The organism is Roseovarius sp. THAF27, from assembly GCF_009363655.1.
Classification (GTDB): Bacteria; Pseudomonadota; Alphaproteobacteria; order Rhodobacterales; family Rhodobacteraceae; genus Roseovarius.
Map to the genome: position 1 here is coordinate 431,458 of NZ_CP045393.1, position 14,324 is coordinate 445,781.

The 14,324-nt window shown below is 64.6% G+C and carries 14 protein-coding genes and 1 tRNA gene; 9 read left to right on the forward strand and 6 right to left on the reverse strand.

The annotated features are described in order from the left end of the window. The first annotated feature begins 249 nt into the window (after positions 1 to 249). The 8 genes from FIU89_RS02150 (at position 250) to FIU89_RS02185 (ending at position 7,866) form a co-directional block, all read left to right on the forward strand. Positions 250 to 1,239: a BMP family protein gene (locus tag FIU89_RS02150; RefSeq protein ID WP_152491088.1), complete on the forward strand. Its 990-nt coding sequence runs from the start codon at positions 250 to 252 to the stop codon at positions 1,237 to 1,239. A 50-nt stretch (positions 1,240 to 1,289) separates the two neighbouring features. Beyond that, positions 1,290 to 1,640 carry a molecular chaperone GroEL gene (locus tag FIU89_RS02155; RefSeq protein WP_152491089.1) on the forward strand — a complete coding sequence of 117 codons (351 nt, stop codon included), beginning with the start codon at positions 1,290 to 1,292 and terminating at the stop codon, positions 1,638 to 1,640. Further along, complete coding sequence (locus FIU89_RS02160; RefSeq protein WP_152491090.1) at positions 1,637 to 3,271, forward strand: ABC transporter ATP-binding protein; 1,635 nt, start codon at positions 1,637 to 1,639, stop codon at positions 3,269 to 3,271. The genes FIU89_RS02155 and FIU89_RS02160 overlap by 4 nt, the downstream gene beginning before the upstream one ends. Beyond that, a complete protein-coding gene (locus FIU89_RS02165) occupies positions 3,264 to 4,361 on the forward strand; it encodes an ABC transporter permease (protein ID WP_152491091.1) in 1,098 nt (365 codons plus the stop codon). The genes FIU89_RS02160 and FIU89_RS02165 overlap by 8 nt, the downstream gene beginning before the upstream one ends. Positions 4,362 to 4,458: 97 nt before the next feature. Next, complete coding sequence (locus tag FIU89_RS02170; RefSeq protein WP_152491092.1) at positions 4,459 to 5,094, forward strand: LysE family translocator; 636 nt, start codon at positions 4,459 to 4,461, stop codon at positions 5,092 to 5,094. 4 nt (positions 5,095 to 5,098) lie between these two features. Then, positions 5,099 to 6,046: an ABC transporter permease gene (locus FIU89_RS02175; RefSeq protein ID WP_152491093.1), complete on the forward strand. Its 948-nt coding sequence runs from the start codon at positions 5,099 to 5,101 to the stop codon at positions 6,044 to 6,046. A 153-nt stretch (positions 6,047 to 6,199) separates the two neighbouring features. Beyond that, the gene (locus tag FIU89_RS02180) at positions 6,200 to 7,114 is read left to right on the forward strand and encodes a sulfite exporter TauE/SafE family protein (protein WP_152491094.1); all 915 of its coding nucleotides are present in this window, start codon (positions 6,200 to 6,202) and stop codon (positions 7,112 to 7,114) included. Further along, positions 7,114 to 7,866 (forward strand): TIGR02186 family protein, encoded by a 753-nt coding sequence (locus FIU89_RS02185; protein ID WP_152491095.1) that lies wholly within the window; start codon positions 7,114 to 7,116, stop codon positions 7,864 to 7,866. The genes FIU89_RS02180 and FIU89_RS02185 overlap by 1 nt, the downstream gene beginning before the upstream one ends. A 185-nt stretch (positions 7,867 to 8,051) precedes the next feature. Here FIU89_RS02185 and FIU89_RS02190 read toward each other — a convergent pair whose 3' ends face one another. The 5 genes from FIU89_RS02190 to FIU89_RS02205 form a co-directional block, all read right to left on the reverse strand. After that, positions 8,052 to 8,693, reverse strand: coding sequence for an NAD(P)-dependent oxidoreductase (locus FIU89_RS02190; protein ID WP_152491096.1), 642 nt, complete (start codon positions 8,691 to 8,693; stop codon positions 8,052 to 8,054). Positions 8,694 to 8,760: 67 nt separating this feature from the next. Beyond that, positions 8,761 to 9,564, reverse strand: coding sequence for a PHB depolymerase family esterase (locus FIU89_RS02195; protein WP_254701769.1), 804 nt, complete (start codon positions 9,562 to 9,564; stop codon positions 8,761 to 8,763). Between the two features lie 139 nt (positions 9,565 to 9,703). After that, a complete protein-coding gene (locus tag FIU89_RS22155; RefSeq protein WP_172977994.1) occupies positions 9,704 to 9,874 on the reverse strand; it encodes a hypothetical protein in 171 nt (56 codons plus the stop codon). 15 nt (positions 9,875 to 9,889) lie between these two features. Next, positions 9,890 to 11,275 (reverse strand): ammonium transporter, encoded by a 1,386-nt coding sequence (locus FIU89_RS02200; RefSeq protein ID WP_152491098.1) that lies wholly within the window; start codon positions 11,273 to 11,275, stop codon positions 9,890 to 9,892. A 433-nt stretch (positions 11,276 to 11,708) separates the two neighbouring features. Beyond that, positions 11,709 to 13,142: an FAD-binding oxidoreductase gene (locus FIU89_RS02205; RefSeq protein ID WP_152491099.1), complete on the reverse strand. Its 1,434-nt coding sequence runs from the start codon at positions 13,140 to 13,142 to the stop codon at positions 11,709 to 11,711. 101 nt (positions 13,143 to 13,243) lie between these two features. Here FIU89_RS02205 and FIU89_RS02210 point away from each other — a divergent pair. Next, positions 13,244 to 13,320, forward strand: a tRNA-Met gene (locus FIU89_RS02210). 140 nt (positions 13,321 to 13,460) lie between these two features. Here FIU89_RS02210 and FIU89_RS02215 read toward each other — a convergent pair. Then, positions 13,461 to 14,105 carry an NYN domain-containing protein gene (locus FIU89_RS02215; RefSeq protein ID WP_172977995.1) on the reverse strand — a complete coding sequence of 215 codons (645 nt, stop codon included), beginning with the start codon at positions 14,103 to 14,105 and terminating at the stop codon, positions 13,461 to 13,463. Positions 14,106 to 14,324: the final 219 nt, after the last annotated feature.

Here is a 14,324-nt window from a genome sequence, read left to right on the forward strand (position 1 = left end):
CACCCTACGCGGGCCGGCAAGCGCGCGATTGCGTCGGGAGGTCCCTGATCAGGTCCGGAACGGCGTTTGCGGATGGACCCGCGTGGCGCGCACCGGGGCGGGACAAGCAGGCTTACCTTGCGGCAAGCCGCCGAGCACCTTGACCCATGGGGCCAGTTGCGGCCTACTTGCCGAAATCAAAAAGGGGGCGGGCGTGATTCAACCCTTCCGGTCAGCCATGTACCGCCGCCGAACCTCAGGGAGACATGCATGACATTGATGAAAAGCCTCATGGGCGCCGCCGCAACGCTGGCTTTGAGCGCGGCGGGCGCATTGGCCGATCCGGCGCTGATCTACGATCTTGGCGGCAAGTTCGACAAGTCGTTCAACGAAAGCGCCCATAACGGGGCGTCGCGTTGGGCCGAGGAAACCGGCGGCAGCTATAACGAGGTCGAGCTGCAATCCGAGGCGCAGCGCGAGCAGGCCCTGCGCCGCTTTGCCGAGAACGGCAACAACCCGATCGTGATGGTGGGCTTCGCGTTCGGCGATATCCTGGGCGAGGTGGCGCCGGACTATCCCGACACCAAGTTCGTGATCATCGACATGGTGGTCGAAGAGCCGAACGTGCGCTCGGTCGTGTTCAACGAGCACGAGGGCAGCTACCTTGTGGGGATGATGGCGGCGATGGCCAGCGAGTCCGGCACAGTGGGCTTTATCGGCGGCATGGACATTCCGCTGATCCGCAAGTTCGCCTGCGGCTACGTGCAGGGCGTGAAGGCGGCCAACCCGGACGCCACGGTGATCCAGAACATGACCGGCACGACCCCGGCGGCGTGGAACGACCCGGTCAAGGGGTCGGAGCTGACCAAGGCGCAGATCAGCCAGGGCGCGGACGTCATCTATCACGCGGCGGGCGGCACCGGCACGGGCGTGTTGCAGACCGCCGCCGACGAGGACGTGCTGGGCATCGGCGTGGACAGCAACCAGAACTACCTGCATCCGGGCAGCGTTCTGACCTCGATGGTCAAGCGCGTGGACAACGCTGTCTATGACGCGATGTCGGCGGGCGCGGACGTCGAGACCGGCGTGAACGTGATGGGCCTCCAGAATGACGGGGTGGCCTATGCGCTGGACGAGCATAACGAAGACCTTGTGACGGCCGAGATGAAAGAGGCCGTGGACGCCGCCGCCGAAGAGATCGCGAATGGCGGGCTGGAGGTGCATGACTACATGTCCGACAACAGCTGTCCGGCGTCCTGATCACACCGGGCCGGGCCGCGAGGGTGGCTCGGCCGCTGCCGGAGACCGCCATGAGTGACAGCGTCAGACGGTTTTTCAACGCCTGGGGCGACGGCGACGCGGAGGCGCGGATGGCCGTGCTGAACGACGTGCTGGCCTCGGGCGTGCGCTATGCGGACCCGCGGCTGGAGGAGGCCTTGGTGGGGACGGCGGCGGTGATCGATTATGTCGGGCAGTTCGCGCAGATGGCCCCCGGCGCGATTGCGCAGATCGCGGGTCTGGAGACCCGCGACGGCATCACGCGCGCGACGGTGGAGTTCATCATGGCGGACGGTCAGATGCAGCTTGGACAGTACATGATCGAGGCCGACGCGGCGGGGCAATTGACCCGGCTGGTGGGGTTCAAGGGCACCGGCGCATGAGCGTGGCGCCGGCCATCGAGTTGCAGGGGATATCCAAGGCCTTCGGCCCGGTGCAGGCCAACAAGGGTATCTCGATCCGGGTCGCGCCCGGCACGATCCACGGGATCATCGGCGAGAATGGGGCCGGGAAATCGACGCTGATGTCGATCCTTTACGGGTTCTACAAGGCCGATAGTGGCCGAATTTTCATAAAAGGGCGGGAAACCCGCATTCCCGACAGCCAGGCGGCGATTGCGGCAGGGATCGGCATGGTGTTCCAGCATTTCAAGCTGGTGGAGAATTTCACCGTGCTGGAGAACGTTATCCTTGGGGCCGAGGACGGGGCGCTGTTGCGCCCGAGCCTGGCCAAGGCGCGGCGGGAACTGGCGGCGCTGGCCCGTGAATACGAGCTGAACGTGACGCCGGATGCGCTGATCGAGGATATCGGCGTGGGGATGCAGCAGCGGGTGGAGATCCTGAAGGCGCTGTACCGGCAGGCGGATATCCTTATCCTGGACGAGCCGACAGGCGTGCTGACGCCCGCCGAGGCGGACCAGCTGTTTCGCATTCTGGCCCGGCTGCGGGACGAGGGGAAGACGATCATCCTGATCACCCACAAGCTGCGCGAGATCATGGAGATCACCGACGATGTCAGCGTCATGCGGCGGGGCGAGATGGTGGCAACAGTGAAGACCGCCGAGACCGGGCCGGAGGAACTGGCCGAGCTGATGGTGGGGCGCAAGGTGCTGTTGCGTGTCGAGAAGGAGGCGGCTCGGCCCGGCGACGTGGTGCTGGAGGTCAAGAACCTGCACGTGGTCGACGGGCAGGGGGTGGAGCGGCTGCGCGGCATCAACCTGCAGGTGCGCCGCGGCGAGATCGTGGGGCTGGCTGGGGTGGCTGGGAACGGGCAGTCGGAACTGCTGGAGGTGCTGGGCGGAATGCGACCCGCGACGGGGCGCGTGGCGGTGAACGGCGTGGATCTGGCCCTGACCGGACGTGGCGCGGATGGCAAGGCGCGGCGCGCGGCGGGCGTGGGGCACGTGCCCGAGGACCGACAGCGCGAAGGGCTGATCATGGCGTTTTCCGCTTGGGAAAACAGTGTGTTCGGGTATCATCGGGATCCGGCCTCTGGGGGCGGCCTGTTGATGGACAACGCTGGCATCCTGACCGAGGCGGCGGCCAAGATGGAGCGGTTCGACGTGCGGCCCCGAGATGCGAAACTGTCGGCCAGGCATTTCAGCGGCGGCAACCAGCAGAAGATCGTTCTGGCGCGGGAGATCGAGCGGAACCCGGACCTGTTGCTGGTGGGCCAGCCGACGCGGGGCGTGGATATCGGGGCGATCGAGTTCATCCACGCCCAGATCATCGCGCTGCGCGATTCGGGCAAGGCCATATTGCTGGTCAGCGTGGAGTTGGACGAGGTGATGGCGCTGAGCGACCGGATCGCGGTGATGTTCGACGGGCGGATCATGGGCGAACGCCTGCCGGCTGAGACCGACGAGACCGAGCTGGGCCTGCTGATGGCCGGGATCGAGGGTAGGCCCGAGGATGCCGCCGCCGCGGTTCAGGAGGCACAGGCCGTGCAGGCGCAGGAACACGCCGAGGAACACGGCACGGCGCATGGGCCCGGGCAGGGAGGCAGGCATGGATAGGCTACCGGGCTGGGCCGATGCGGTGCTGGTGCCGCTGGTGTCGCTGTTGCTGGCGGCACTGCTGTCGGCGCTGGTGATCCTTGGCATCGGGGAAAGCCCGGTCGAAGCGCTGCGGATCATGATCACCGGCGCGTTCGGGTCGACCTATGGCTGGGGCTATACGCTCTATTACGCGACGACTTTCATGTTCACCGGGCTGGCCTTTGCCGTCGCCAGCCACGCGGGGATGTTCAATATCGGGGCCGAGGGGCAGGCGATGCTGGGTGGGCTTGGCGTGGCGCTGGTGTGCCTGGCACTGCCCTGGCCGCATTGGGCGCTGGCCTTGCCCGCCGCGATGGCGGGGGGCGCGGTGTTCGGCGCGCTTTGGGCGCTGGTCCCGGCGTGGTTGCAGGCGACGCGGGGCAGTCACATCGTGATCACGACGATCATGTTCAACCTGATTGCGGCGGCCTTGCTGAACTATCTTCTGGGCGGGGTTCTGCGCCCGGCGGGTTCGGTGGATTCGGCCACGGCGCGGTTTCCCGAGGGGGCCACTTTGCCGACGCTGCACGACATGCTGGCGCCGCTGGGCATTTCGTTTTCCAAGGCCGCGCCGGTGAATATCAGCCTGTTCGTGGCGGTGCTGGCCTGCCTCATCGTCTGGCTGCTGATCTGGCGGACGCGGCTGGGATACGAGATCAGGGCGCTGGGGTATTCGCAGACGGCCTCGCGTTATGCCGGGATCGGGCCGGTGAAGATCGTCGTGGTGGCGATGCTGATCTCGGGCGGCCTCGCGGGGTTGATGGCCGTGAACGTGGTGATGGGCGAGGCCGAGCGGCTGCTCTTGAACCCCACCGAGGGCGCGGGGTTCATCGGGATCGCGGTGGCGCTGATGGGGCGGAACCATCCGTTGGGCGTGTTCCTGGCGGCGATCCTATTCGGGTTTCTGTACCAGGGCGGCGGAGAGCTGGGCCTCTGGACTTCGATCCCGCGCGAGTTGATCGTGGTGATCCAGGCGCTGGTGATCCTGTTCACCGGGGCGTTGGACAACATGGTGCGGATGCCGATGGAGCGGGCCTATGGCGCGCTGCGGCGGAGGCGTAAGGCATGAGCGTGCATGGTTCGGTCTGGAGCGAAGTGTTGAGGCTGGGGATGGGTGTTGATGTGTGGCATTGTGCGAGAGACACACATTTTCGGAGCCGCGTACCATGACTGATTTCGCACCTTATCTTCCGGGCTTTATCGCCGCCTATGCCATCCTGCTGGTGGGCGCGTCCTCGCCCGGGCCGGCAGTGGCGATGCTGCTGGGTATCTCGACCAACCAGGGGCGGGGGCCGGCATTGGTGACCTGCGCGGGCATCGCCACCGGCAGCATGACGATCAACATCCTGACGATGCTGGGCGTGGGGCTGATCCTGTCGCAGGCGGCGTGGGCGATGAGCCTTTTGAAGCTGATCGGTGCGGCCTACCTGGTGTGGCTGGCCTATGGCGCATTCAAAAAGGCGCTGAACCCGCCGAAGCTGTCGGTGATGAAGACGCCGAAACAGGCGAAGGCGAAGCTGTTTGCGCAAGGTTACGCGTTGCAGGTGACGAACCCCAAGGCGATTGTCTTCTGGCTAGCCATCGCGGCGGTGGGCGCGGTCGAAGGGGCGCCGGGGACCGTGATTGCCGCCTTCGTCGCCGGGGCCTTTGCGATCAGTTTCACGATGCACGCGGCCTGGGCGCTGTTCCTGTCCTCGGGGCCAATCCGCGCGGCCTATGCCGGCGGGCGGCGGTGGATCGAGGCGGGGCTGGGCAGCTTTTTCACCTTTGCCGCGTACAAAATGGCCACGTCGGAAAGTTGACCGCATGGAGTTTCTGACCCTTCTGCAAGTTCTCGACAGCACGGTGCGGCTGGCCATACCGCTGTTGCTGGCGTGTCTTGCGGGGCTGTTCAGCGAGCGGGCGGGGATTTTCGACATCGGGCTGGAAGGCAAGATGCTGATGGCGGCGTTCTTTTCGGCTGCCGTCGCTTATGTGTCGGGGTCGGCCTGGGTGGGGCTGCTGGCGGGGATCGGGTCGTCGATGCTGCTGTCGGGTCTGCACGGGCTGGCCAGCATCACGTTTCGGGGCAATCAGTTGATTTCGGGCGTGGCGATCAATTTCCTGGCAGCAGGGCTGACGGTGCTGATCGCGGCGGACTGGTTTCAGGAAGCGGGGCGGACGCCGTCGTTGGGCACGGGCGCGCGGTTCGAGCCGATCGACCTGCCCTTTGCGAGCAGTCTCGGGCCGGTCTATGGCGAGGTTGTGTCCGGGCATACGATACTGGTTTACTTGGCATTTCTCTGCGTGCCGGCGAGTTGGTGGGTGCTGTACCGCACCCGGTTCGGTCTCCGGCTGCGCGCTGTGGGCGAGAACCCCGAGGCGGTCGACACGGCGGGCATCAGCGTTCCGGGCATGCGGTTCGCGGCACTGGCGATCTGCGGCGCGCTTTGCGGGGTCGCGGGGGCGTACCTGTCTACCGCGTTGCAGGCCGGGTTCGTCAAGGACATGACGGCGGGGCGCGGATACATCGCGCTGGCAGCGCTGATCTTTGCCAAGTGGCGACCGTGGTACGCGCTGTGGGCGACGCTCTTGTTCGGGTTGTTGCAGGCGGTGGCGCTGCGGTACCAGACGCTCGAGCTGGGCGGGATCGCGGTTCCGACGCAGCTGATGGATGCGGCGCCGTATATCCTGACGGTTGTGATCCTTGCGGGGTTCGTCGGCAAGGCGATTCCGCCGAAATCGGGCGGCGTGCCTTACGTGAAAGAGCGCTAACTGCCCCGAGAGTCTCAAAAGTTTTGGAAACGGAAGCGCATGGACCGATGCGTTCACACTTCGTAAGGCCAGTTCACATAAATTGATCAGACCTGAGACGGCAAAGCCCATGCCGCGCTTGCAAAAAGCCCTGAGCCGGGGCTAACACGGGTTATGCAGATCTACCTTCCCATCGCCGAGGTTTCGGTCAACGCGTTCCTGCTTTTGGGGCTGGGTGGATTGGTGGGCGTGCTTTCGGGGATGTTCGGTGTGGGCGGCGGGTTCCTGATGACGCCGCTGCTGTTCTTCATCGGCATCCCGCCGGCGGTGGCCGTGGCGACCGAGGCCAACCAGATCGTGGCGTCGTCCTTTTCGGGCGTGCTGGCGCATCTGAGGCGCAAGACCGTGGACCTCCGAATGGGCACGGTGCTGCTGATTGGCGGCCTTATAGGGGCCGCGCTGGGCGTCGTGGTCTTCAACTACCTGCGGTCGCTAGGGCAGGTCGATCTGCTGGTGCGGCTGTGCTACGTGGTGTTCCTGGGCATCATCGGCGGGATGATGTTCTTTGAAAGCCTGCGGGCGATCCGGCGCAGCAAGTCGGGCAAGCCCGCGGCGCGCAAGAAACATACCTGGATCCAGAAGCTGCCGTTCAAGATGAGGTTCCGCACGAGCGGGCTGTATATCAGCGTCATTCCCCCGGTGATCGTGGGGGTTTGCGTGGGCATCCTGGCGGCGATCATGGGTGTGGGCGGCGGGTTCATCATGGTGCCGGCGATGATCTACCTGCTGGGGATGCCCACCAAGGTGGTCGTGGGCACGTCGCTTTTCCAGATCATTTTCGTGACGGCCTTTACCACGCTTCTGCACGCCACGACGAACTTTACCGTGGACGTGGCGCTGGCGGTGCTGCTGTTGATCGGGGGCGTGATCGGGGCGCAGGTCGGGACCACGATCGGCACGCGGATGAAGGCCGAGCAACTGCGGATCCTGCTGGCGCTGATGGTGCTGGCGGTGTGCTTCAAGCTGGCGCTGGACCTGCTGCTTGTCCCCTCCGAGCTTTATTCCATTGGCGCGGCGGAGGGGCATTGATGCGTTGGCTGATCGCCTTTCTGTTCATGGCTGGGCCGGTGATGGCGGAGGAGGTCGTGCTGGGCCTGAGCCGCGACAAGGTGGCGATCACCGCCACCTTCGATGGTTCGGAAATACTGGTGTTCGGTGCGGTCAAGCGGGAAGAGAAGATCCCCGAGGAACCGCTGGACGTGATCGTGGCCATCGCGGGTCCGAGCAAGCCGGTGGTGGTGCGCCGCAAGGAACGGCGGTTCGGTATCTGGGTGAATACGGACGCGGTCGAGGTGGACCGGGCGCCGTCGTTTTATGCCATCGCCACGACCGGGCCGCTGGACCGGGTGCTGTCGAATGTCGAGGACCTGCGGCACAGCATTTCGATCCCGCGGGCGATTCGGGCGGTGGGCACGGCGAGCGACACGGTCGATCCGCAGGCCTTTACCGAGGCGATCATCCGCATCCGCAAGGCCAACGGGGCCTACTCTTTGCAGGAAGGGGCGGTGTCGCTGGACGAGCAGACGCTGTTCCGTACCTCCATTGCCATGCCTGCGAACCTGACGGAAGGGGCCTATAAGACGCGCATCTTCCTGACCCGGGGCGGCGAGGTCGTGTCGACCTACGAGACGGCCATCGGCGTGCAGAAGGTCGGGCTGGAGCGGTGGATCTTCAACCTGTCGCGGGAACAGCCGCTGATCTACGGGTTGATGTCGCTGGCCATCGCCATCGCGGCGGGCTGGGGGGCGTCGGCGGCGTTCCGGGCGATACGGGACCGCTGAGCCGGATCCAGGGTTAACGTTCCTGATTCACCATGTTTCGCATGTCGGTACCCGCGTCGGTATCCGGGCGGTATCGCGACGGTGCGATTTCTGTCGCACAGCAGGTTAACGGACCGCGCGGATTTCGCGGCCGCAGCATCAAAACTTAAGAAGACGTAAAATCCATAGGTCCAGTTCGTCCGAATTCACCGGGCGAGAACGACGTCCCCGCGGATGTCCAGACCCTGCTCGATCGCGTCGATGAGGTAGCAGGCGGTGTCGGCGCGCGAGATCAGGCCGTTGCGCCACGCCTTGGGGTCGCGCAGCACCTGGTAGCTGCCGGTGCGCGTGCCGTTTGTCAGGAGCACGGGGCGCGCGATGGTCCAGTCGAGGGGGCTGTCCATGATCAGCGCCTCCTGCCGGTCCTTGTCGGCGTAGGGGCGGCCCAAGATGGCCTTGTGGGCGAGGCTTTCGACGCTGCTCATGGCCGACCGGCTGCGGCCCGCGCCGAAGCCGGTGACGGCGACGAGGCGGGAGACGTCCGCCGTCTGCATGGCGTCCAGAAGGATGCGGGTGGTCTTCGAAAAAAGCGTGACCTCTTTCCAGAGCATCGAGACGCTTTCCTTGATCCCCAGCGCGTAGATCACCGCGTCGGTGCCTCTCAGCGCCTCGGCCACGTTGCCGGGGTCGAGCGCGTCGCCGGGGAACGGCTCGAGCCCCGGGCGGGCGGTCATATCGCCGGCGGAGCGGGCGAAGGCGCGGACTGTGTGATCGCGGCGCAGCGCCTCCTCGACGGCGCATTGGCCGATGCCGGAGGTGGCGCCGAAGATGGTGATGTGCTGGCTCATGCGGGTCCCTTGCGTGGCGTTCGTGTCAGGACCTAGCGGCGGCGGGGGCGAGGTAAAGTTCCTTGGGTCAACCGGAGAAGATCAGATCCCAGGCGGCGGCGATCCAGTCCGTGCGAAAGCTGTGGCCGCCGGGATGCAGGCATTTGAGCAGCCGGGTGTCGTTGGGGGCGGTCCAGGCTTCGCAGGTCAGGCCGTCATGCAACGCGGGGGCCTTGGAGGGTTCGTGCCCGGCGAGCTTGCGGTACATCGAGAGGACGGTTTCGACATCGCCCTGGCGCGCCTCGCCGATGGCGCGGCCCGCAAGTGGAACGATCCGGTCGGACGTGCCGTGGACATGGATGATGTCGGCGGGAGGCATCGCGCAGCTGTCGGGCGTGGGCGCCCAGAAAGTGCCGGCGACGGGAATGAAGCCGGCATAGTCGGCGGGCCGGTGACAGGCCAGGGTCCAGGTCATCATGCCGCCGGCGGAAAAGCCGGCCATGACGATGCGGTCGGGGTCGATCGGGTTCCTGTCCAGAATGTCGGCGCGCAGGGCGTCGAAATAGGCCAGTTCCGTGTCGGGCGAGGTGACGCCGCCGGAGGGCGTGCCGGGCAGGCGCCAGTCGTCGCCCTTGGCGTTGGCCGCGACCAGCGCGATGCCAAGCCGGTCGGCCATGGCGCGCAGCGAACCGTTGCGCATCGTGCCCGCCGCCGAGCCCTTGTAGCCGTGGGCGAAGATCAGCGCGCCCATGGGCATGGAGCCGTCCTGCCCCTGTGGCAGGTAGATGCGGTAGCTGCGGTCACCGATCCGGCAGTCGGTGTCGAGGCCGCAGGCGACGGCCGGAAGACCGGGCAGCGTCAGGGCGAGCGTGAGGGTGAGGAGGGCAGCCAAGTGTTTCATGCCGCAAGGATTAGCACCGCCGGCGCCCGGTGACAGGGCCAATGGGGGATTTCACGGTCATTTGACCCTGCCCGAATGCAAAACGCCCCGCAGGCAACCCGCGGGGCGTTTCGGCCAAGCAGGCCGAGGTTTACTTGTGCTTCTTGTACTTGGTCGACTCGATGCCGTTGCCAAAGAACAGGGCGGCAACGCAGATGCCGATGGCGATCAGGCTGTAGACCAGCGTGTGGCCACCCGCGCCGCCAACGAAGATCACGCCGCTGACACCGTCCCAGGATGCGTTCTCAAAGGGAAATCCCATGGTTCTTTCCTTTCGTTACTGCGACGCCGGGGGCGACGCCATGATGCCTTCGGGATAGGCCTGTGCCGGTACCTTGACCGTGTCCAGACCCGCGATTTCGGCCGCCTCGGGCACGCGCAGCATTCCCAACATCTTCAGGATGAGAGAGCTGACGTAGCCGGTGCTGAACCCGATCGCGACGAAGACGACGATGCCGACAAGCTGGCCGATCAGGCTGACCGTCGGGGCGCCTTCGCCGGTGAGGGCAGGGTAGCCCGACGCGAAGATGCCCAACATCAGCATCCCGAAGATGCCCATCGTGCCGTGCACGGTGACGGCACCCACCGCGTCGTCGATCCCCATGTTTTCGAGGATCGTGGCGGCAGGTTTCAGCATGATGCCCGCGACGATGGCGATGATGAAGGTCAGCGACGGGAAGTAGATGTCGAGACCCGAGGCCACCGAGATGAGGCCGGCCAGTGCGCCGGACATCATCCAGAACGGATCGCGGGTGAAGAGCCATGCGCCGATGATGCCGCCCGAGACACCCATCAGGATGTTGAAGGTCAGTGCGCCAAGGTTGGTGGGCGTGCCGTAGATCGTGGTGAAGTTTGCACCCCAGGACCACGCCTCGCCGCCGACGACCAGACAGGCCATCAGGAAGCCCCAGAAGCCCACGACGATGAGCATGAGGCCCGTTGCCGTGAAGGGCATGTTGTGGCCGGCAAGGTTGTTGGCGGTGCCGTCGGGATTGAACTTGCCGATGCGCGGGCCGAGGTTGATCAGCACGCCGAGCGCGAAGAAGGCCGCGACAGCGTGGACAAGCCCGGCGGCGCCGAAGTCATGTACACCCCAGTTTTGCACAAGCCAGCCATCCGCGTGCCAGCCCCAGGCGGCGGCCAGCGTCCAGCTGAACCCGCCGAGGATGATGGCGAGGATGACGAAGCCCACGGTCTGGATGCGCTCGATGACGGCACCCGACATGATCGAGGCGGTGGTGGCGGCAAAGAGCGTGAACGCGCCCCAGAAGACGCCGTCGATCTGGTCTTCGGTATTGGGGCCCATGTAGGCCGCTGATTCCCCCCAAGGGAAAGCGATGGAGTTGGCATAGGCTGCGCCGGAGATGCCGTTCGGCCCCTCGGACAGCGAGAAGCCCGTGGGGAAGCCCCAGTAGACCCACCAGCCGAAGAAGTAGAAGGCCGGAATGACGAACGCGAAGGCGAGGATGTTCTTGACCCCCGACGAGAGCGCGTTCTTGGCGCGCGATGCGCCCATTTCATAGGCCAGGAAGCCTGCGTGGATGATGATCATGAGGGGGATGGAGAGGTAGTAATACGTCTCCGCGAACATGGTGTTGGTCATGTTCCCCTTCGCCTCCATCGCGGCCACCTGGGCCGCAAGTTCCGCGAGTTGTTCTTCCATTTTTCTTTTTAACCTCCGTGTTGGCCGGAGCGCGCAGTCCCGTACGCTTCGATTCCGGCGACGCCATTACTCAAGCGGGTCGGCGGCGTTCCGCCAAACCTTTTTTTCTCCCCGCGCGCGGCGGGGAAAGCGCCGTTTTCGCGGGTGCAGGATGCACGGGGCAAAGGGGAGCGGGAGGCGCCGACAAGGCGTGGTTTGCCGTAAGGTTATGAAACTTTTAGGTAATCACGAGGGGCATGGGGGTATGGTTGCGCTCGGTATTGGAAAGCAAGCGCATTTTCGTCGCCGCAGGGTTGTGCGTGAAAAATTTGGTATCGCGTTTTGGGATGGTCCAAATATAGACCAAAGTTTGCACAGTAAATAGGCAGCCGGCGCTAAAGATGCAGGCAACCAGACCGGAGTTGTACCGGATCAGGTTGCCCGCAGGACAGGCTCAGCCGGGCGGACCGGGCAGGACCTTGCCGGGGTTGAGGATGTTCTGCGGGTCAAGCGCGGCCTTGATGCTGCGCATCACGTCCAGGGCCACGGCATCCTTGTGCAGGGCCATCGCGGGACGTTTCGACAGGCCGACGCCGTGTTCCGCGGAAAAGGAGCCGCCGAGGGATATCGCCACGTTTTCGACTGCGCGATTGACGGCGGCGTGCACCTCCGGATCGTCGGTGGTGGGCCAGCCGGAGAAGTGCAGGTTGCCGTCGCCCAGATGCGCCACGTGCAGGAAGCGGATGCCCGGGTCGATGGCCCGGGTTTCGGTTTCGATCCCGGCGATCAGGTCGGCCATGCGGTCGAGCGGGACGGCGATGTCGTTGTCCACCACGGGAGAATGAAGGCGTGTGAGTTCGGCGGCGGCCTCGCGCCTTGCCCACATCTCGGACCGCTGCGCGGCGTTCTGGGCGACGGTGGCGTCGAGGATATCGCCGGCCTCGAGCATGTCGGAGAGGACGGTTTCCAGATGGCTGGCCATGGGCACGGCGCCGGTGGCGTCGGGCGTGGCGTCACGGGCCGACAGGGCGCCGAGTTCAAGGAAGATGTTGACGTCGTGACGCTGCTCGAACGGGGCGCGGGCGTCGGGATAGCGGGTGAGATGCGCGTCGATGTAGTTGCCGGGCATCAGCTCGAACGCCTCGACCGAGTTCGCGGTCTCGGCCTGAAGCCGGTGCAGGAGCGTGAGGGCCGCGGCGATTGAGGGGCAGGCGGCCATGGCGCTGACATAGGCGCGGGGCCTGGGGGCGAGTTTCAGGACGGCGGCCGTGATGATGCCCAGCGTGCCTTCGGCGCCGATCAGAAGGTCGCGCAGGTCATAGCCGGAATTGTCCTTGTGTACCGCGCTCATCAGGTCGAGCACGCGACCGTCGGCCAGGACCGCCTCGATGCCGAGGCAGAGGCCGCGGGTTGAGCCGTAGCGCACCACGTTCGAGCCGCCCGCATTGGTGGACAGCGCCCCGCCGATCATCGCCGAGCCGCGGGCGCCGAAGGTGAGCGGGAAAATCAGGTCGTGGGCGTCGGCCGCCTCGTGCAGGTTGGCGAGGATCACGCCGGCCTCGACCACGGCGACGCGCGCGTCGGGCCGGATCTCGCGGATGGTGTTCAGGCGGTCGAGCGACAAGAGCAGCGCACCGCCGGCATCGGTGCCGTGCGTCAGCCCGGTATTGCCGGAGATCGGCACGACGGGGGTGCCGTGGCGCAAGGCGCATTGCAGCGCCTTCGAGACCTCGCCCGTGTCCGCGGGACGCAGCACGGCGAGCGGTTCCGGGCGCGTGTCGCCCATCCAGTCGATGCGGTAGGGTGCTGCGGCCTCGCCGGTGAGCACGCAGGCGTCGCCGAGCGCCGCGCGCAGATCGGAAAGCAGGAGAGTGGTATCTGTCGTCATGATGTGCAAACTGCGCCCGGTGCCGGGCGGCTGCAAGGTGAAATGCGTTGGATTTCCGGCTTGACGCAGTGATGTGCCTGTCTTAACTAGCGCCACGGTTTGGCGGAGTAGCTCAGGTGGTTAGAGCAGCGGAATCATAATCCGCGTGTCGGGGGTTCAAGTCCCTCCTCCGCTACCAAAACACCCCTGTAAGTTTCTGATTATTAATGAAAAAGTGGCGTGGCCAGTGCCGTGTCCCATCATTTATACCATCATCGGGTCTGACTTAAGGTCGAATCTTGAGCATTGGGAGTGGCTGGGCGCGAGGGTGGGCATGCATTACTTCGGCCTTTTGTCAGGGTGAACCCAATCTTCAGGAGGCGCGTATTCGTGCGGGCGAATTATCGTTCTCTTACCCTTTGCCATGACCATTGGGGGAAACAGGCACTCATCTATGTGCTGCTCTTTCAGTCTGATTTGTTTGTCTGTTAAATCTCTAAGGTGCTTTGAAACCTGCCGCCCAGGAGGGTAAACGGCAATCAATTGCTTGTCTGCAAACCTGCGACGCACCATCTTCAATGTTGCTGCCTGATCCGTATCTGCAGTGATCAAAAAGGCCACATCATAGATGTCGTCAATCGCGCCATTGTAGAGCGATAAGGCTAGGTTAATATCTGTTTCCTTTTCGCGAGGTTGGTCCCACCTATTCCCGCAGCCGTTGATTTCGGTTTTGCACTCCATGGGCTCTTTTGTGGTGTGGCCCATGAGGCACCGAACGCCCGCGTTTTCTAGCGCGTCCTTGTAAGCGGTATGCCTAACTTTCTTTCCGTGGTTGCCCGGGAAATATGCAGAACAAAATACTACCTCTTCAATTGACGATGCGTGCCCGCGTGCAACAAGTTCTCCCAACCGCCATAGGTCTAACCACTTGAGGTGTTGTTGCCTCAAATCATCAATTGCGTGATAAAGGTTGAAACCGTCCACATATACCGCCCCGCGCACAACCGCCTCCTATTGACTTTCGGCATCTGTGGCGGCATATAAAACGTGCAACGCTGCATGGTGCGCCCAGTAGCCGCCCCGCTCGACTACGGTCGGCGGGGCTTACTATTTCTAGCCCGCTGTCATAGCTTTTTAACAATATCTTGTAAAGAATTCTATGGCTAGGTCGTCCGTAGGCAATACTCTTTCCTGCTGCGGCTA